Source organism: Bacillus sp. NPDC057893 (assembly GCF_042796455.1).
Taxonomy (GTDB): domain Bacteria; phylum Bacillota; class Bacilli; order Bacillales; family Bacillaceae_G; genus Bacillus_A.
The window spans coordinates 847919-864911 of sequence record NZ_JBHVNG010000001.1 but is presented as its reverse complement, the minus strand read 5'-3'; the positions used below and the strand labels follow the sequence as shown (position 1 = coordinate 864911).

23 protein-coding genes are annotated in these 16993 nt (G+C 36.5%); 7 read left to right on the top strand and 16 right to left on the bottom strand.

The features are described from left to right. Positions 1–91: 91 nt before the first annotated feature. The gene (locus ACFVQC_RS04840; RefSeq protein WP_377892848.1) at positions 92–547 is read right to left on the bottom strand and encodes a PNPOx family protein; all 456 of its coding nucleotides are present in this window, start codon (positions 545–547) and stop codon (positions 92–94) included. A gap of 145 nt (positions 548–692) precedes the next feature. Between ACFVQC_RS04840 and ACFVQC_RS04835 the strand changes: the two genes are divergently transcribed. After that, a complete protein-coding gene (locus ACFVQC_RS04835) occupies positions 693–893 on the top strand; it encodes a YlaI family protein (protein WP_002111485.1) in 201 nt (66 codons plus the stop codon). Between the two features lie 35 nt (positions 894–928). On the opposite strand, the gene ACFVQC_RS04830 is transcribed toward ACFVQC_RS04835, so the two are convergent. From ACFVQC_RS04830 to typA, 3 genes are all read right to left on the bottom strand, one after another. Continuing rightward, complete coding sequence (locus ACFVQC_RS04830) at positions 929–1204, bottom strand: hypothetical protein (RefSeq protein WP_002146008.1); 276 nt, start codon at positions 1202–1204, stop codon at positions 929–931. Positions 1205–1220: 16 nt separating this feature from the next. Beyond that, on the bottom strand, positions 1221–1523 hold the full coding sequence (locus tag ACFVQC_RS04825) for a YlaH-like family protein (protein WP_002066917.1): 303 nt from the start codon (positions 1521–1523) through the stop codon (positions 1221–1223). A gap of 160 nt (positions 1524–1683) precedes the next feature. After that, positions 1684–3528 carry a translational GTPase TypA gene (gene typA, locus ACFVQC_RS04820; protein WP_002146007.1) on the bottom strand — a complete coding sequence of 615 codons (1845 nt, stop codon included), beginning with the start codon at positions 3526–3528 and terminating at the stop codon, positions 1684–1686. Positions 3529–3668: 140 nt separating this feature from the next. Between typA and ACFVQC_RS04815 the strand changes: the two genes are divergently transcribed. Further along, complete coding sequence (locus ACFVQC_RS04815) at positions 3669–3848, top strand: DUF5325 family protein (RefSeq protein ID WP_000400127.1); 180 nt, start codon at positions 3669–3671, stop codon at positions 3846–3848. Between the two features lie 44 nt (positions 3849–3892). Here ACFVQC_RS04815 and ACFVQC_RS04810 read toward each other — a convergent pair whose 3' ends face one another. Beyond that, positions 3893–4684 (bottom strand): inositol monophosphatase family protein, encoded by a 792-nt coding sequence (locus ACFVQC_RS04810; RefSeq protein WP_377892843.1) that lies wholly within the window; start codon positions 4682–4684, stop codon positions 3893–3895. Between the two features lie 88 nt (positions 4685–4772). After that, positions 4773–4961 (bottom strand): hypothetical protein, encoded by a 189-nt coding sequence (locus tag ACFVQC_RS04805; protein ID WP_002088326.1) that lies wholly within the window; start codon positions 4959–4961, stop codon positions 4773–4775. A gap of 205 nt (positions 4962–5166) precedes the next feature. Between ACFVQC_RS04805 and ACFVQC_RS04800 the strand changes: the two genes are divergently transcribed. Continuing rightward, complete coding sequence (locus tag ACFVQC_RS04800; protein WP_377892841.1) at positions 5167–5793, top strand: YktB family protein; 627 nt, start codon at positions 5167–5169, stop codon at positions 5791–5793. A gap of 88 nt (positions 5794–5881) precedes the next feature. Here the strand turns inward: ACFVQC_RS04800 and ACFVQC_RS04795 are convergent, their stop codons facing one another. Next, entirely contained in the window at positions 5882–6151 is a 270-nt protein-coding gene (locus tag ACFVQC_RS04795; protein ID WP_002146003.1) for a UPF0223 family protein, read from the bottom strand. A 383-nt stretch (positions 6152–6534) separates the two neighbouring features. Here ACFVQC_RS04795 and speA point away from each other — a divergent pair, with 383 nt between their 5' ends. Together speA and ACFVQC_RS04785 are read left to right on the top strand one after the other, a co-directional pair. Beyond that, complete coding sequence (gene speA, locus ACFVQC_RS04790; RefSeq protein ID WP_377892837.1) at positions 6535–8007, top strand: arginine decarboxylase; 1473 nt, start codon at positions 6535–6537, stop codon at positions 8005–8007. Positions 8008–8459: 452 nt separating this feature from the next. Beyond that, positions 8460–9290: a protein-glutamine gamma-glutamyltransferase gene (locus ACFVQC_RS04785; RefSeq protein WP_377897533.1), complete on the top strand. Its 831-nt coding sequence runs from the start codon at positions 8460–8462 to the stop codon at positions 9288–9290. A gap of 37 nt (positions 9291–9327) precedes the next feature. On the opposite strand, the gene ACFVQC_RS04780 is transcribed toward ACFVQC_RS04785, so the two are convergent. The 4 genes from ACFVQC_RS04780 to ACFVQC_RS04765 all read right to left on the bottom strand — a co-directional run bounded on the left by ACFVQC_RS04780 (position 9328) and on the right by ACFVQC_RS04765 (position 10309). Then, positions 9328–9456, bottom strand: coding sequence for a GapA-binding peptide SR1P (locus tag ACFVQC_RS04780; protein ID WP_002111497.1), 129 nt, complete (start codon positions 9454–9456; stop codon positions 9328–9330). A gap of 44 nt (positions 9457–9500) precedes the next feature. Then, positions 9501–9629, bottom strand: coding sequence for a GapA-binding peptide SR1P (locus ACFVQC_RS04775; protein WP_002146000.1), 129 nt, complete (start codon positions 9627–9629; stop codon positions 9501–9503). Positions 9630–9688: 59 nt separating this feature from the next. Further along, the gene (locus tag ACFVQC_RS04770; RefSeq protein WP_002111499.1) at positions 9689–9817 is read right to left on the bottom strand and encodes a GapA-binding peptide SR1P; all 129 of its coding nucleotides are present in this window, start codon (positions 9815–9817) and stop codon (positions 9689–9691) included. Between the two features lie 195 nt (positions 9818–10012). Further along, positions 10013–10309: a DUF3055 domain-containing protein gene (locus tag ACFVQC_RS04765; protein WP_000462037.1), complete on the bottom strand. Its 297-nt coding sequence runs from the start codon at positions 10307–10309 to the stop codon at positions 10013–10015. 133 nt (positions 10310–10442) lie between these two features. On the opposite strand from ACFVQC_RS04765, the gene ACFVQC_RS04760 reads away from it, so the two are divergent. Continuing rightward, entirely contained in the window at positions 10443–10835 is a 393-nt protein-coding gene (locus ACFVQC_RS04760; RefSeq protein WP_377892834.1) for a DUF1885 family protein, read from the top strand. A gap of 1 nt (position 10836) precedes the next feature. Here ACFVQC_RS04760 and ACFVQC_RS04755 read toward each other — a convergent pair whose 3' ends face one another. The 5 genes from ACFVQC_RS04755 to pdhA all read right to left on the bottom strand — a co-directional run bounded on the left by ACFVQC_RS04755 (position 10837) and on the right by pdhA (position 16174). Beyond that, positions 10837–11064: a hypothetical protein gene (locus ACFVQC_RS04755; RefSeq protein WP_002111500.1), complete on the bottom strand. Its 228-nt coding sequence runs from the start codon at positions 11062–11064 to the stop codon at positions 10837–10839. 212 nt (positions 11065–11276) lie between these two features. Continuing rightward, entirely contained in the window at positions 11277–12689 is a 1413-nt protein-coding gene (gene lpdA / locus ACFVQC_RS04750) for a dihydrolipoyl dehydrogenase (RefSeq protein ID WP_002145997.1), read from the bottom strand. Between the two features lie 5 nt (positions 12690–12694). Continuing rightward, positions 12695–13984, bottom strand: a complete 1290-nt coding sequence (gene pdhC, locus ACFVQC_RS04745; RefSeq protein ID WP_002145996.1) for a pyruvate dehydrogenase complex dihydrolipoyllysine-residue acetyltransferase — start codon at positions 13982–13984, stop codon at positions 12695–12697. Between the two features lie 93 nt (positions 13985–14077). Further along, the gene (pdhB, locus tag ACFVQC_RS04740; RefSeq protein WP_000068162.1) at positions 14078–15055 is read right to left on the bottom strand and encodes a pyruvate dehydrogenase complex E1 component subunit beta; all 978 of its coding nucleotides are present in this window, start codon (positions 15053–15055) and stop codon (positions 14078–14080) included. Between the two features lie 3 nt (positions 15056–15058). Further along, on the bottom strand, positions 15059–16174 hold the full coding sequence (gene pdhA / locus ACFVQC_RS04735) for a pyruvate dehydrogenase E1 component subunit alpha (protein WP_002160676.1): 1116 nt from the start codon (positions 16172–16174) through the stop codon (positions 15059–15061). A 513-nt stretch (positions 16175–16687) separates the two neighbouring features. Here pdhA and ACFVQC_RS04730 point away from each other — a divergent pair. After that, a complete protein-coding gene (locus ACFVQC_RS04730; protein WP_002160675.1) occupies positions 16688–16837 on the top strand; it encodes a YjcZ family sporulation protein in 150 nt (49 codons plus the stop codon). The last annotated feature ends 156 nt before the right edge of the window (positions 16838–16993 follow it).

Below are 16993 nucleotides of genomic sequence, written 5' to 3'. Positions count from 1 at the left end.
ATTCAATATATTACTTTTAATTATAATTTTTCACATTAAATCACAATACTCACTTGTAAAAGTTTATGAACGATGTTCCTATTCATCTTCTTTATAATTCTTTCATTCCCACTAATACTTGATTATCAAGCTTTTTAGCAGCTCGAAGATCATATGTTTTTTCATATGTTGGTTCAGTAGCAAGTTTCGCACCATAAAACATAACATCACGAACTTCTTGCACAGTCACTTCTACTACCGTTAATTTTAGAGGAATCCCTTCCATTCTATCTGTTAAAATTTCACTTTCACCACTTATGGAAAATACGGATTCATTCGCCATTATAGTCAATACAACCCCTGCACTATGCCGTATATTCCCCACAATACGCGAGCGTTGATCTACCGCAAATCGAATACTAGTTTCACTCACTGCATATACCCAAGAAATAGCACTTACGTTAGGAATTTGTTTTTCGAAATCTGTTGTTGCTATCATAACGATACACTCTTTACGCAAAGATTGTACTAAATCACCTGTCAATGTAGGCTCAACTACATTCGCCATATTTCCACCTCCAAATATTATTTATATATCCTTATCATAACCTATTTTTCGAATTGCGAAAATATTATTTTTTCCCGCTATTATTCAAAAACATTATACTTCCATGATATACTTATACTGATAGAATTCGTATTGAGGTGACGAAATGAGAGTCAAATGTATGATTTGTGATAAAAAAGATATGTTAGATGACGAAAATCCTATGGCAAAAAAACTGCGTAATCGCCCTATTCATACATATATGTGCATGGAATGTACGGAACGAATTGCAGAGCGTACTATGGAACGCCATGCGAGTGGTAATTTCCGATTATATCGTGATAAAAAAGTAGAAGACGATTGGTAAACCGGAAATAAGTCCTTAATCATATAGATAAGGACTTATTTGTATTTTTCTGGTTCACGATTCATCTGATCCAAAAAACAATCAATGGCTTCTACCGGAAATCTTGCACACCTTATTTCTCCATCAATTTCATATGTAATCAAATACATTTCCTCGTTCTTTTCAACTTCTACATTTCGTAATTTATGCTCTTCATATATCATATTTTGAAATAATACATACGTTTCTTGTGCAGCGCTATCATCTGGACGTGCTTCCGCAACCGTTTTAATTGTTAACCAATTATATAGTGCATCTTGTACTGAGCGCATGAAAGCCCCTCCTTTTTCACCCTGTTTTTTGTTGTTTAGCTTGACGTAAACGCAGTCTATAAATTCCAAGTACAATTGCCGCTACAACGAGCCCCTCTCCAACGGGTAAAAAAACTGCAAAAAAAGTTAATACCGTGCATCCAATTGCTAAAGATGTATATATCACTATATTTTTTAGTACCGATAGCTTCCTTGCAAATCCTAAATTATATACAAGTGCACTTAATAAAATTATTGTTCCATAAAGCAACCACATCCCTAACTCTGGATTTTCATCAACTTTGCAAAGTTTCGCGAAAAATGACATTCTTTCTAACACTATCTTTCACCTCTTCTCATGAAACAAATTCTCTTTATGTACTTAATACAAGAGTAACTCGCAAAAAAAATACTGTCCACAAAAAAGAGTAAATATTCTAAAAAAATAAACATAAAACAAAAAAACAGCTACCTTTATAAAAGGTAGCTGTTCTATTATTTTATGCTTCAACAGATTTCTTTTTCTTAGCAGCTCTTTCGCGCTCACTCTTATCAAGAATCTTTTTACGTAGACGAATTGATTCTGGAGTTACTTCACAGAACTCGTCATCGTTTAAGTACTCTAATGACTCTTCTAAAGTCATTAAGCGTGGTTTTTTCATTGATGAAGTTTGATCTTTCGTCGCAGAACGAATGTTAGTTTGTTGTTTCATTTTTACAACGTTAACTGTTAAATCATTCTCACGTGTATGTTCTCCAACGATCATACCAGCATATACTTCTGTACCTGGTTCAACGAAGATTACACCGCGATCTTCAACTTGCATAATACCGTATTGTGATGCTTTTCCTGCTTCAAGTGAAACTAGAACACCTTGACGACGTCCACCCACTTGTCCAGCATGTACTGGTTGGTAGCAATCAAATGTGTGGTTTAAAATACCATAACCACGAGTTAATGTTAGGAATTCTGTTGTGTAACCAATTAAACCACGTGCTGGAACCATGAAAGTAAGGCGAACTTGACCGTTTCCGTTATTCACCATATCTAACATTTCACCTTTACGTGCACCCATTGATTCCATAATAGAACCAGTGTATTCTTCAGGCACATCGATTTGTACGCGCTCTACAGGCTCACTTCTTACGCCATCGACATCTTTAATAATTACTTCAGGCTTAGATACTTGTAGTTCATAACCTTCACGACGCATGTTTTCAATTAAGATAGATAAATGTAATTCCCCGCGTCCAGATACGATCCATGCATCAGGAGAATCTGTATTATCTACACGTAAACTTACATCTGTTTCTAATTGTGAACGAAGACGCTCTTCAATTTTACGAGATGTAATGAATTTACCTTCACGACCTGCAAATGGACTGTTATTTACAAGGAATGTCATTTGTAGTGTTGGCTCATCAATACGTAATAATGGTAAAGCCTCTTCATGCTCAACCGGACATACCGTTTCACCTACGTTAATGTCTTCCATACCTGAAACAGCTACTAAATCTCCAGCTTTTGCTTCTTCAATTTCTTGACGTTTTAATCCAATGTAACCAAATAATTTAGTTACACGGAATTGTTTTACACTTCCGTCAACTTTCATTAATGCAACTTGTTGTCCTACTTTCATTGTACCACGGAATACGCGTCCAACCCCGATACGACCAACATAGTCATTGTAATCAAGAAGTGCTACTTGGAATTGAAGTGGCTCTTCGCTGTTATCAACTGGTGCTGGAATATGTTCAATAATTGTGTCAAACAATGATTTCATATTCTCTTCTTGATTTGCTGGATTTGAATCTAAGCTTGCTGTTCCGTTCATTGCTGATGCAAATACAACTGGGAACTCTAATTGATCTTCGTTTGCACCAAGTTCGATGAATAAGTCAACTACTTCATCAACTACTTCATCAGGGCGAGCGAAGTCACGGTCAATCTTGTTTACAACAACGATTGGAGTTAAGTTTTGCTCAAGAGCTTTCTTTAAAACAAATCGTGTTTGTGGCATACAACCTTCATATGCATCAACAACAAGTAGAACACCATCAACCATTTTCATGATACGTTCTACTTCTCCACCGAAGTCAGCGTGACCAGGTGTATCTAAAATGTTAATTCTTTTATCTTCATAGTGAATCGCAGTATTCTTCGCTAAAATTGTAATACCACGTTCTCTTTCTAGATCATTTGAGTCCATTGCGCGTTCTTCAATATGTTCATTCGCACGGAACGTCCCCGCTTGACGTAATAACTGGTCAACAAGTGTTGTTTTACCATGGTCAACGTGGGCAATAATTGCGATATTTCGTAAATCTTGTCGTTTTTTCAACATGTCCAACTCCTAATGTCTTTTTAATCCTTCTCTATTATAAGAGCGAAGGGGATACAATGGCAATCAAAATAAAATCAAGAATGAAAATATAGTTGTATTCTTACTTTTGTGAAAGTAAAATGAGATTGGAGGGTGAAGAAATGGAACACATTCAATATCGCTTTTTATTAACAGCAATTATCGGTGTTATCTTCTTAATTGGTATCGGAATTATGATTGCTGAAAATAGTCCCATCGGCATTATCATTTGCATTATCGGCACATTTGTTACAGTCGGATACGGTTTTGTAACAAAAAGAAAAATGCGTAAATCGCAATAACATTAAAAAGTAAGAAGCTTCTTTATGCCTCTTACTTTTTTTTATTATTGCGATACAAATGGTAATAATTCTTCGTATACTCCTGGTTTTGCAACTAACACACTGCTTTTCTCTACAATAGAAAGAGGTGTTCCCAAGAACGTTGTCACTTTACCGCCAACTTCTTCTACAATAATCTGTCCCCCGCCAAAGTCCCATGGCGATAAGCGCGGTGTTACATATGCATCTAATCTTCCCGTTGCAACATATACCATTTCTAACGCTGCACAACCATATGACCTCGTACCTCTCGCCTTCTTAACGAGCATCATCATTTTTTCCATATTAAGCAATGGATTATCAGTAAGCCATATCGCATTCAAAGCTATAATTCCATGCTCTACCGTTCCTTTTTCCAACATGGGAATAGCCAAATCATTGCAAAAAGCCCCTTCTCCCTTTACCGCATGATATAGTTCGTCATGAACTGGATCATAAATAAGACCAATCTTTCCGATACCGTTCTCATAAATCCCGATTGAGATTGCGAAATTCCTTTTTTGATGAACAAAGTTCATCGTGCCGTCAATTGGATCAATTAACCAAACAACCCCATTAGAAGAGGTAATCTCATCTCCATAGCCTTCTTCTCCTAAAATATTATGATCCGGGAATGTTTCTTTAATTTTCCCAATTAAAAACTGCTCCGTTTCTCGGTCCATGTTTGTTACTAGATCAGCTGCATTTGACTTTGTTTCTATAATAAGTGTTTTTTTCAGTGACGCCATTAAATGTTCTCCCGCTTCTCGAATCCACTGTTTCGCGTGTGTATCGATGTCTTTCCATACTTCTTGCATGTTTAAACACTCCGATCTATACTGTTCACAGAAAAAACGAACCCTTTATAAGGTTCGCACCAACTAATTATTTATACATATACTATTATTACGCTTCTAAACGGATCATTTCAAGTCTTAACACTTCTAATTTTTGTACGCACTCTTCTTTTTTCTGGTTGTCGTTATCCATCATCGCATCATATAAAGTTGCTAATTCATAATCTAGCTCCAAACGTAGCACCGGAATTCTCTTTTCAGCATCTGTTCTCTTTAACGCATTAATCACCTGTCTCATTTTTTTGCCTCCTCCCAATATTCGTCTGCCCTCGGACTAGAATTGATTCAATTTTCTGATTTTTTGTTTTATACTATACTATGTTGGATAAATCATCTATGCAACAAAATTATATTTTTTTATTTAAATTTTTTTGTGCTGTTTTTTTTATGAATAGTACAAGCTATGCTAAAATTAAAACAAAATAGGAGTTGGAGGAACAATCATGACACTACAAACATTCACATCAACTGATTTTGAAGTCTTTACTGTTGATGGTCTTGAAGAACGAATGAGCGCAATTAAAACGAATATTCATCCTAAGCTAGACGCTTTAGGGGGACAGTTTGCAGAATATTTATCACAACAAACCGATGAAAACTTTTTCTACCATGTAGCAAAACATGCACGCCGCAAAGTCAATCCACCAAACGATACTTGGGTTGCTTTTTCAACAAATAAACGTGGATATAAAATGTTACCACACTTCCAAATTGGTTTATGGGGTACTCATGCCTTCATATACTTTGGTTTAATCTATGAGTGTCCACAAAAAGTGGAGACGGCTCACGCCTTCTTAGAACATTTAAATGATTTAAAAACAAATATTCCAAATGACTTCGTTTGGTCCATTGACCATACTAAACCAGGTGTAAAATTACATAAAACGCTTGAAACGGAAGACTTACAAAAGATGATTGAACGTTTAGCTACTGTGAAAAAAGCAGAATTATTAGTCGGTATTCATATATCACCAGAGGAGTTTTCAGCAATGACCAACGAACAATTCCTTGCTAAGATTGAATCTACGATGCAATCACTCCTTCCTTTATATGCGATTTCTAATCGATAAATCGATAGTAGAAAACGGACAATTTATATTGTCCGTTTTTAGTTGTTATCACATTATAGCACTTTGTATTTTATTTTTCAAAATATTTTTACATTTTGACAATCTTTTTTTCCGCTACTTCTTTTGCTCTTTGAATCGTACGATATATAGAATATCCACTTACTTCTTGAAATTCTTTATCAATTGTTTTCTCCGCTGCCTTCGATGGCACAATCTCTTTAAAACGACGATATAATTCCATCAAATCTTCTCTCAAAACTCCTTTTTCATATACCTTTTCAATCGCTTCATAAAACTTTACAACTGCTACCATTTCTTCATTTGACCAATCGTAATCAAGTGGATATTGATATTCCATTTTTGCACCTCATTCAGTATTCTTTCTTTTTCCATTATGCTACCTTTAAGAGAATCTTTTATTCTTCACTATAGCCACTCTGCATTATACACCATTTATCCATTTCAATGGAATTGTCTTCCTCTTTGTATTATTTAAAATATAACTATTAAACATACTCACCTTGAAAATGAGATTTTTCTATACATCTATAATTATTGGTGATATAATGCTTTTGTTTTATAGAGAATAAAGTGAGACTACCATCCCCAAAAAGGCTTTTGCGAATGGCAGAAAAACAAGTCAAGTTCTAAAAGTTTGCCATCTTAATTTCCTTTTAGAATGAGATGAAATCATATAAAACAAACTCTAATAAATATTACGAAGAAGAAGGGGTGTATAGATTGTCCCAATACGAAACACCATTGTTTACCGCTTTAGTTGAGCACAGTAAGCGAAATCCAGTTCAATTCCATATTCCTGGTCATAAAAAAGGACAGGGCATGGATCCTACATTTCGCGAATTTATTGGGCATAATGCATTAGCAATTGATTTAATTAATATTGCACCGCTCGATGATTTACATCATCCAAAAGGTATGATTAAAGAAGCACAGGATTTAGCAGCCGCTGCTTTCGGTGCAGATCATACGTTCTTTTCTATTCAAGGTACAAGTGGTGCAATTATGACAATGGTGATGAGCGTTTGCGGTCCTGGGGATAAAATCCTCGTGCCACGGAATGTGCATAAATCAGTAATGTCAGCTATTATTTTCTCAGGTGCAAAACCAATTTTCATGCATCCTGAGATTGATCCGAAGCTCGGCATTTCACATGGGATCACAATTCAATCTGTCAAAAAAGCTCTTGAAGAGCACTCAGATGCGAAAGGCTTACTTGTTATAAATCCTACATATTTTGGGTTTGCTGCAGATTTAGAGCAGATTGTAGAATTAGCTCATTCTTACGATATGCCTGTACTTGTTGATGAAGCTCACGGTGTTCATATCCATTTTCATGATGAACTGCCGATGTCAGCTATGCAAGCAGGTGCAGATATGGCAGCAACAAGTGTTCACAAATTAGGAGGGTCTTTAACCCAAAGCTCTATTCTTAATGTAAAAGAGGGTCTTGTTAACGTAAAACATGTTCAATCCATTATTAGCATGCTTACGACTACATCAACTTCTTACATTTTGTTAGCATCTCTTGATGTTGCCAGAAAACGTCTTGCTACAGAAGGAACAGCTCTCATAGAACAAACAATACAATTAGCTGAACATGTTCGTGATGCTATAAATGTTATTGAGCATCTTTATTGTCCTGGAAAAGAGATGCTAGGTACAGATGCTACTTTTAACTATGATCCTACAAAGATAATTGTATCTGTAAAAGATTTAGGTATTACAGGCCATCAGGCTGAAGTATGGCTTAGAGAGCATTACAACATTGAAGTAGAACTCTCTGATTTATATAACATACTTTGTCTTATCACATTTGGAGATACAGAAAGTGAAACAGATACACTTATTACAGCATTACAAGATTTAGCAGCAACATACAGAAATAGAGCAGATAAAGGTGTTCAGGTACAAGTAGAAATACCAGAAATACCTGTGCTAGCACTTTCTCCTAGAGATGCTTTTTATTCAGAAACAGAAGTCATTCCATTTGAAAACGCAGCAGGTCGTATTATAGCTGATTTTGTTATGGTTTATCCGCCAGGGATTCCAATCTTTACTCCGGGGGAAATTATTACACAAGATAACTTAGAGTATATTCGTAAAAATTTAGAAGCTGGGTTACCTGTACAAGGTCCCGAAGATATGACATTACAAACATTACGTGTTATTAAAGAGTACAAGCCTATCAGTTGATAGGCTTTTCTTTCACCTTTTTTCTCTTTTTTTCATACGATACTAAAGAATTTGACATTCCCACCCCTAATGGGGCCAGCTGACTAACGTCAGTGGGATTCTTGCTATGAAAGGCGAAGTCTTCTGGTATCGCTGACGTGCAAGATTGCGGTGTGTGCCATCACCACTCTCACAACAGACCGTATAGGTTCGTGTTCAGGTGTTTTAGCGCTTTGTTCTTGACGACACATATCATGCTTGAACTCGGCTATCGAACTCCATATGACATCTTTTATTCAAGGAACACATTGGCGTTTTAAAGACTTGTACTTGTCTATAGTTAACGTATACCAAAATATAAATGTTTTTCTATGAAAAAGCGATACTTTCATCCTATGTCTAAAGGCGGACTAAAGTCCAATATAGGCTTTCCCGTATCGCGAAATCTGTAACGTATAGGTGGGGATACCATTATGATTGTGATAGGCCGTTCTATTGTACACCCTTATATCACAAATGAATATGAGCCATTTGCAGCTGAAAAACAACAGATTTTATCCATAATGGCGGGAAATCAAGAAGTTTATTCCTTCCGAACAGCCGATGAACTCAGCTTTGATCTTAATTTACGAGTTAATATTATTACTTCCGCGCTAGAACTTTTTCAAAGTGGATTTCAGTTTCGTACGTTTCAACAATCTTTTTGCAACCCTCAGTTTTGGGAAAGAACATCACTTGGCGGATTTCAACTACTCCCAAACGTACCACCCTCTATTGCCCTCCAAGATATTTTAAAAAACGGAAAACTATACGGAACTGAATGTGCCACCGCAATGATTATCATTTTTTACAAAGCATTACTATCATTATATGAGGAAAAAACTTTCAACCGTCTATTCGCAAACCTCTTACTTTATACATGGGACTACGATCGCGACTTAAAGCTCATAACAAAAACGAGTGGCGATATCGTTCCAGGTGACCTCGTTTACTTTAAAAACCCACAAGTTAATCCAGCTACGATTGAGTGGCAAGGAGAAAATACAATCTATCTAGGAAACTTCTTTTTTTACGGACATGGCGTAGGCGTAAAAACGAAAGAGGAAATTATTTATTCATTGAATGAACGAAGGATTCCTTATGCTTTTATTTCAGCTTATTTAACCGATTTTATTACTCGTATTGATAGCCGTATGATGAGTCAATATGCCGCTCCTAACACGCCACAAACATCAATAGGATTTATTCCTATTAGAGATGATGCAATCGTTGCAACAGTCGGACATACAACTACAATCTATTAAAAAAACGCCTACATGTGTAGGCGTTTTTTCTTAATTATTAAGCTTTTGTATGTTCTGTATGGTCACATTCGCAATGAGATCCACATTTCCCATAAAGTACTGTTGATTTTTCATCTTCAAAATGTCCGATTGTTCCTTCACAAACTTGGCATACGATTGTTCCCATTTTCATTTCCCCCTGAGTTTTAAGAATAATCTACTTATATATGATTAAGCTTTCGCATTTTCTCTACTAGCACAGTCACAATTCGAACCACATTTCCCATAAAGTACTGTTGTTTTCTCATCTTCAAAATGTCCGATTGTTCCTTCACAAACTTGGCATACGATTGTTCCCATTTTTCATTTCCCCCTAAGTTTATGGTCCTAAAAACTTTTAGTTGTCCATTTCCTATCAATTATTGGGCTTTTGTATGTTCTGTGTGCTCACATCCGCAAGATCCACATTTCCCGTAAAGTACCGTTACTTTCTCATCCTCGAAGTGTGCAATTGTACCTTCACAATCTTGACATACGATTGTTCCCATTTTTCATTTCCCCCTAAGTTTATAATCCCAAAAACTTTTGTAACCGCTTAACTTTCTGTCTTTATTTTAATATGCTATACTTTTTACGTCAATAGGTTTTTAGTATAACACATTAAATATTTTAAAATTAAATTAGTATGCGATATTAACACAAAAAAACAGCCATATTTCATACATACGACTGTTTCTTGTTAATTATTCTTCATACTCCGCATGCAAAGAAGTAGACGGAACAAGAAATTTAAAAAACTGAGCTAATTCCTCCGCCTCCTCTTCCGATCCTAACTTAAAAGTTTCTTGTATATATGGAACATTTTCTACATCATCTCGCCCAAGCAAAGTAGATCTCCCTGTTTGCATACAAACAATAAGTGGCTTTCCAAAAAACATATTTGTATAAATAACTCCAAAATCATAACGTGTATCATGCGTCATAAATCCTAAAAATCGTACCTTCACACTTTCATGCTCATCATACAATTTTTCAAACATGAGTTTCCACCTTTCTAAATAACACTTCCTATTCATAATATATTAAACAAAAAAAGTAATACTCCTTTTAATTGTCAAAAAATTCAGTAGGATGTAGAATGATATTATTCTACTAAACTAGGGGGAAATTTGTATGCAACACGCTTTTATCACACTTGTACCTAAATCTAATCAACAATCTGTTTCAATAGAAGATATAAAACACCTTTTTCATAACTATAAAACCGTTACTTCCAAGACTGGTGATCAAATTAATTATGCTTATACAAATACAGCTTTTCCTTATGAAATATTAGATACATCAGCAACAACATTAAAACTCCAATCAAGTCACGATCGATATGATTCTATTTATGTGGGGATTGGAATAGAAAAGGAACAATCTTTCATTCAGGTTTCTTTACCTACTACAGCAACATTTGGTGATAAAGGAAAAGCAAATGAATTTAGCCGTTTTCTAGCGAAGAAATTAGAAGGAGAGTTACAACTATTTAATGGAAGAACAATGTATTTCTATAAACGTTAATTTAAAAAATAGAGAATAGAATTAAAAAGAGTATACAATTCGAACACGTAAGTAATAAAGCCTGCTTCCTTACGTGTAATAGAAAACATGCAATCACATATGCTAAATAAAGAAATACGAAAAAAAGTATTACTTTATAATGAAACTTATCACCATTCGATAATGTTAATACAATGGAAAAACCACTCCATAATAGAAAATGATAAAATATAACATGTAATATTTTCATGGAACCTTCTCCTTTGACATGCTCTATTTTATTAATATATGGGATTAAGTTTGAATCAATTACATATTATGCAACGGCATATATTCTAACGGTTCATTTAAAGTATTATATATTCATTCGACAAGTACATATAAAGACCTTGCAAGTCATTTTATGAAAATAAAAATAACCCATCTCTTTAAATAAGAGATGGGTTATTTACATTACTTAAATTATTTTACAATGTGAATTGGCATTCCAAGAGCAACTTCAGCTGCTTCCATTGTGATTTCACCTAATGTTGGGTGAGCATGGATTGTTTGAGCGATATCTTCAGCTGTCATTCCAGCTTCGATAGCTAAACCAATCTCAGAGATAATATCAGAAGCACCTGTACCTGCAACTTGTGCACCTACAAGAAGACCATCTTCTTTACGTGTTACAAGTTGTAAGAAACCGTCAGTGCTGTTTAATGATAACGCACGACCGTTTGCAGCGAATGGGAACTTAGATACAGCTACTGTCATTCCTGCTTCTTCAGCTTGTTTCTTAGTGTAACCAACAGATGCTAATTCTGGATCAGTGAAGCATACTGCTGGAATTCCGATGTAATCGATTGCTGATGCATGGCCACTAATTACTTCAACAGCTACTTTACCTTCGTAAGAAGCTTTGTGAGCTAGTGGTGGTCCAGGAACGATATCACCGATTGCATAGATGTTTGAAATATTTGTACGGCATTGCTCATCAATTTCGATGATGCCACGGTCAGTCATTTTAATTCCAACTTGCTCAAGACCGATTTCTTGAGTGTTTGGACGACGACCTACAGTTACTAATACGTAATCTGCTTCTACAGTTTGGATTTCACCTTTAACTTCAAAGCTAACTTTTACGCCAGTTTCTGTTTCTTCAACGCCTTTAGCCATAGCTTTTGTATGGATATTTACGTTACCTTTTTTCTGTAGAGCACGTTTAACAACAGAGCTCATAGCTTTTTCAAAACCAGCTAAGATTTCGTCGCCAGCTTCTACTACAGTAACTTCTGTACCGAAGTTAGCATATGCAGTACCTAATTCCATACCGATGTAACCGCCGCCGATTACAACAAGTTTTTTAGGAATTTCAGGTAAGCTTAAAGCGCCTGTAGAGTTGATAACACGTTTAGAGTATTTGAATCCAGGAATTTCGATTGGTGTAGAACCAGTTGCAAGAACAGCATTTTTAAACGTATAAGTTTGTGCTGCATCTTCAGTCATTACGCGTAATGTGTTAGCATCTACGAAGTAAGCTTCACCGCGAATGATTTCAACTTTGTTACCTTTAAGAAGGCCTTCAACACCGCCAGTTAATTTCTTAACTACGCCGTTTTTCCATTCTTGAACTTTTGTAAAGTCAACTTTTACGTTCTCTGCAGTGATACCCATGTCATCAGAATGCATTGCATTCTCATAACGATGACCTGCATTGATTAACGCTTTTGAAGGAATACATCCAACGTTTAAGCATACGCCACCAAGGTTAGCTTTTTCAATAATCGCTACCTTTTGACCTAATTGTGCTGCACGAATTGCCGCAACGTATCCACCAGGACCTGCACCAACAACGACTGTATCTAATTCAATTGGGAAATCTCCTACTACCATTGTTATTACGCCTCCATTACTAATAATTGTGGGTCATTCAATAGACGTTTAATTTGGTTTAATGCTTTTTGAGCAGTTGCGCCGTCAATTAAACGATGGTCAAAGCTTAGAGATAATGCTAATACTGGAGCTGCAACGATTTCACCGTTTTTCACAACTGGTTTCTCAGCGATACGGCCGATCCCAAGGATTGCTACTTCTGGGTGATTGATAACTGGAGTGAACCATTGTCCACCTGCAGAACCAATGTTTGTAATTGTGCAAGAAGCACCTTTCATTTCAGCCGGAGCTAAACGACCGTCACGTGCTTTACCAGCAAGATCATTAATCTCGTTAGAAATAGTGAAGATAGACTTGCGATCTGTATCTTTAACAACTGGTACTAATAGACCTTTGTCTGTATCAGCTGCGATACCGATGTTGAAGTAATGTTTATGAACTACTTCTTGAGATGCATCGTCTAAAGAAGTGTTTAACATTGGGTATTCACGTAATGCAGATGTTAAAGCTTTAACAACGTATGGAAGGTAAGTTAATTTAATACCTTTGTCCGCTGCAACAGCTTTGAACTTCTTACGGTGAGCAACAAGCTCAGTTACATCAATTTCATCCATTAAAGTTACGTGAGGAGCTGTATGCTTAGAGTTAACCATTGCTTTCGCAATCGCTTTACGGATACCACTCATTTTCTCACGAGTTTCTGGATATTCACCAGCTGGGATTGGTTGTGCTTTTGGTGCTTCTTCTTTCGCTGCTGCTGGAGTAGCTTCTACTGCTGCTGGAGCCTCAGTTGCTGCTACAGTTTGTCCACCATTTGCAAATGCATCGATGTCAGTTTTCACAACACGGCCGTTCTTACCAGAACCAGCTACTTTATGAATATCTACACCTTTTTCACGAGCATATTTACGAACAGATGGCATAGCGATTACACGCTCATTTACTACTTCTGCAGTTGCTGCTGGAGTAGCTTCCGCTGCTGGAGCTTCTACTGCTACTTCTTCAGCTTTTGGAGCTTCATCATGATCGTCACCTTTAAATTTAAGGTTTTCGTATCCAGGAGCATCAAATTTAATTAATGTATCTCCTACTATTGCAACTGTTCCTTCTTCTACAAGTACTTCAAGTACTTTACCTTTAACAGGAGAAGGGATTTCTACTACTGCTTTATCATTTTGCACTTCAAGAAGTACATCGTCTTCATTTACTTCATCGCCTGGTTTAATAAACCATTTTACGATTTCACCTTCGTGGATACCTTCACCGATATCTGGTAGTTTAAATTCAAATGCCACGGAATTCAGCCCCCTGATTCATTTCATTATTATGGAATATGTACAAAAGAAACCAGCATGTGCTGATTTCTTTTGCACATGAAAAACTAAAAATTAGAAGTTCATTACTTTATTAACAGCTTCAACAATATCTTTATGGTTTGGTAACCATACGCTCTCAGCTTGAGAGAATGGGAATACTGTATCAGCAGCTGCAACACGAACAACTGGAGCTTCTAAGTTTAAGATTGCACGGTCGTTAATTTCCGCTACAACGTTAGCTGCAATACCAGCTTGTTTTTGAGCTTCTTGAACTACAACTACGCGACCTGTTTTTTCAACAGAAGCAATGATTGTTTCGATATCTAATGGTTGAACTGTACGTAAGTCAACAACCTCTAAAGAGATACCTTCTTTTTCAAGTTCTTCAGCAGCTTTTAATGCAGCATGAACCATAGCACCATAAGCGATAACAGATACATCTGTACCTTCACGTTTGATATCAGCTTTACCTAAATCAATTGTGTAATCGCCTTCTGGTACATCTTGACGGAATGAACGGTACAATTTCATATGCTCTAAGTAGATAACTGGATCGTTGTCACGAATCGCAGAGATTAAAAGACCTTTTGCATCGTATGGAGTAGATGGAATAACAACTTTTAGACCAGGTTGTTGAGCCACTAATCCTTCTAAGCTATCAGCATGTAGTTCTGGAGTATGAACGCCACCACCGAATGGAGAACGAATTGTTACTGGAGCAGTCCAACGTCCACCAGAACGGTAACGCATACGAGCTAATTGACCAGAAACTGAATCCATTACTTCATAAATGAAACCGAAGAATTGGATTTCTGGAACTGGACGGAAGCCTTCAAGTGCAAGTCCAACTGCAAGTCCACCAATACCAGACTCTGCAAGTGGAGTATCCATTACACGATCTTCACCGAATTCAGCTTGTAAACCTTCAGTAGCACGGAATACTCCGCCGTTTACACCAACGTCTTCACCAAACACAAGTACATTAGGATCATTTTTCATTTCAACGCGTAAAGCATCAGTGATTGCTTGAATCATTGTCATTTGAGCCATGGCTTACTTCGACTCCTTTTCTTTGTAAATTTCATATTGTTCAGCTAAGTTGTAAGGCATTTTTTCGTACATGATTTCCATTAAATCAGTAACTTTTTGTTTTGGAGCTTGGTCAGCCTTAGCAATTGCTTGTTTGATATCTTCTTTTGCTTCTTCGATTACTTTCTCTTCAACTTCTTGAGACCATAGGCCTTTGTTTTCTAAGAATGCACGGAAGCGTACGATTGGATCTTTTTGTTCCCATTCGTTTTCGATATCTTTTGTACGGTAACGAGTTGGGTCATCACCAGCCATTGTATGTGGACCATAACGGAATGTTAAAGTCTCGATTAAAGTAGGGCCTTCGCCGTTTACTGCGCGCTCACGAGCGAAAGCAGTTGCTGCGTATACAGCTAATGGATCCATACCGTCTACTTGAATTCCGTAAATACCTGCTGCTACTGCTTTTTGTGCTACAGTTTTAGCTGCAGATTGCTTTTCTACTGGAGTAGAGATTGCATAACGGTTGTTTTGTACAACGAAGATTGCTGGAGCTTTGAATGCACCCGCAAAGTTCATACCTTCGTAGAAGTCACCTTGTGAAGCACCACCGTCACCAGTGTAAGTAATTGCAACAGATTTTTTACCACGTAGTTTCATACCTAACGCAACACCAGCAGTTTGGATGATTTGCGCACCGATAATGATTTGTGGAGCAAGTGCATTTACATTCTCAGGCATTTGGTTACCCATGAAATGTCCACGAGAGAATAAGAATGCTTGATATAATGGTAGACCGTGCCACACTAATTGTGGAACATCACGATATCCTGGTAAGATGAAATCTTCTGCTTCAAGTGCGAAATGACTTGCTAATTGAGAAGCCTCTTGTCCAGCAGTTGGTGCGTAGAAACCTAAACGTCCTTGACGGTTTAAAGAAATAGAACGTTGATCTAGTACGCGAGTATACACCATACGGCGCATTAACTCTTTTAATTGATCGTCTGATAATTCAGGCATAGCTGCTTCATTCACAACTTCGCCTTTTTCATTTAAAATTTGTAATGTTTCAAATTGAGCTGCGATAGCTTTCATTTGCTCATCAACATTAAATAGGGTGTTTTTTGTTTTAGTACCCATTCCGTTCACCTCTTCCTCTCTTGAACCATATTCTGAAACGCTTTCACTATCTATTAACTAGACTGAAAGCGCAACAATGTAAACCAACAAATTTGTCTGTCGGTTGAGAATAATTTTGTGTACCTAACAATCTGTACTAATGTTTTTTCAAAAACATATTAATACAATCTTGATCACGTTTTTTAGTTTACAACTATTCTAATTACGATGTCAATTACTTTGAATACGTTTTTTTATAAATAATATGCAGGTTTCCTCTACACAAACGTGTTTTTATTTTTCACATCTGTATTAGTAAGCAATAACCTACTGTTATATTATTCCCTTTTTAACTTGTTTTTTCTCTTAGAATAATATGTAAACGATTTAATTCTCTTTAGTTTTTCTCTCTTCTCAATAAAATTATACAAACACTTCTTCCTTTTATAGGTAAATACCTATACATTTCTGATCATTCCTCCATACATTATAGTAACCGCAGTATTAGCGGGAAATGATAAAGGAGGTCATCTCATGTACGGATACTCATATTGCTATCCAACAACTTGTTCATATCCTTCCTACGGTTATGGCGGTTCTTGTGGCGAATCTGGACGCGGCTTCGCCTTAATCGTTGTGTTGTTTATCCTTTTAATTATCGTTGGTGCTGCTTGCATTCGCTAATTAATGTAAAATGAAACAACTATGGAAAGAAACAGACGGCTTTGCCGTCTTTTCTTTTATTACATAACTTATCTATAGAAGATTTGTTTCCAAGTAGCTCTTCCTTACTTGCCGATGACTTTTTTTATCTCCTTTGGTAGACTAAAGAAGAAAGGA

What these genes read in the sequence shown, in the direction of transcription:
- ACFVQC_RS04840 (WP_377892848.1), bottom strand. Translation starts at nt 547, where the DNA reads ATGGCGAATGTAGTTGAGCCTACATTGACAGGTGATTTAGTACAATCT.
- ACFVQC_RS04835 (WP_002111485.1), top strand. Translation starts at nt 693, where the DNA reads ATGAGAGTCAAATGTATGATTTGTGATAAAAAAGATATGTTAGATGAC.
- ACFVQC_RS04830 (WP_002146008.1), bottom strand. Translation starts at nt 1,204, where the DNA reads ATGCGCTCAGTACAAGATGCACTATATAATTGGTTAACAATTAAAACG.
- typA (WP_002146007.1), bottom strand. Translation starts at nt 3,528, where the DNA reads ATGTTGAAAAAACGACAAGATTTACGAAATATCGCAATTATTGCCCAC.
- ACFVQC_RS04815 (WP_000400127.1), top strand. Translation starts at nt 3,669, where the DNA reads ATGGAACACATTCAATATCGCTTTTTATTAACAGCAATTATCGGTGTT.
- ACFVQC_RS04810 (WP_377892843.1), bottom strand. Translation starts at nt 4,684, where the DNA reads ATGCAAGAAGTATGGAAAGACATCGATACACACGCGAAACAGTGGATT.
- ACFVQC_RS04805 (WP_002088326.1), bottom strand. Translation starts at nt 4,961, where the DNA reads ATGAGACAGGTGATTAATGCGTTAAAGAGAACAGATGCTGAAAAGAGA.
- ACFVQC_RS04800 (WP_377892841.1), top strand. Translation starts at nt 5,167, where the DNA reads ATGACACTACAAACATTCACATCAACTGATTTTGAAGTCTTTACTGTT.
- ACFVQC_RS04795 (WP_002146003.1), bottom strand. Translation starts at nt 6,151, where the DNA reads ATGGAATATCAATATCCACTTGATTACGATTGGTCAAATGAAGAAATG.
- ACFVQC_RS04785 (WP_377897533.1), top strand. Translation starts at nt 8,460, where the DNA reads ATGATTGTGATAGGCCGTTCTATTGTACACCCTTATATCACAAATGAA.
- ACFVQC_RS04780 (WP_002111497.1), bottom strand. Translation starts at nt 9,456, where the DNA reads ATGGGAACAATCGTATGCCAAGTTTGTGAAGGAACAATCGGACATTTT.
- ACFVQC_RS04775 (WP_002146000.1), bottom strand. Translation starts at nt 9,629, where the DNA reads ATGGGAACAATCGTATGCCAAGTTTGTGAAGGAACAATCGGACATTTT.
- ACFVQC_RS04770 (WP_002111499.1), bottom strand. Translation starts at nt 9,817, where the DNA reads ATGGGAACAATCGTATGTCAAGATTGTGAAGGTACAATTGCACACTTC.
- ACFVQC_RS04765 (WP_000462037.1), bottom strand. Translation starts at nt 10,309, where the DNA reads ATGTTTGAAAAATTGTATGATGAGCATGAAAGTGTGAAGGTACGATTT.
- ACFVQC_RS04760 (WP_377892834.1), top strand. Translation starts at nt 10,443, where the DNA reads ATGCAACACGCTTTTATCACACTTGTACCTAAATCTAATCAACAATCT.
- ACFVQC_RS04755 (WP_002111500.1), bottom strand. Translation starts at nt 11,064, where the DNA reads ATGAAAATATTACATGTTATATTTTATCATTTTCTATTATGGAGTGGT.
- lpdA (WP_002145997.1), bottom strand. Translation starts at nt 12,689, where the DNA reads ATGGTAGTAGGAGATTTCCCAATTGAATTAGATACAGTCGTTGTTGGT.
- pdhB (WP_000068162.1), bottom strand. Translation starts at nt 15,055, where the DNA reads ATGGCTCAAATGACAATGATTCAAGCAATCACTGATGCTTTACGCGTT.
- pdhA (WP_002160676.1), bottom strand. Translation starts at nt 16,174, where the DNA reads ATGGGTACTAAAACAAAAAACACCCTATTTAATGTTGATGAGCAAATG.
- ACFVQC_RS04730 (WP_002160675.1), top strand. Translation starts at nt 16,688, where the DNA reads ATGTACGGATACTCATATTGCTATCCAACAACTTGTTCATATCCTTCC.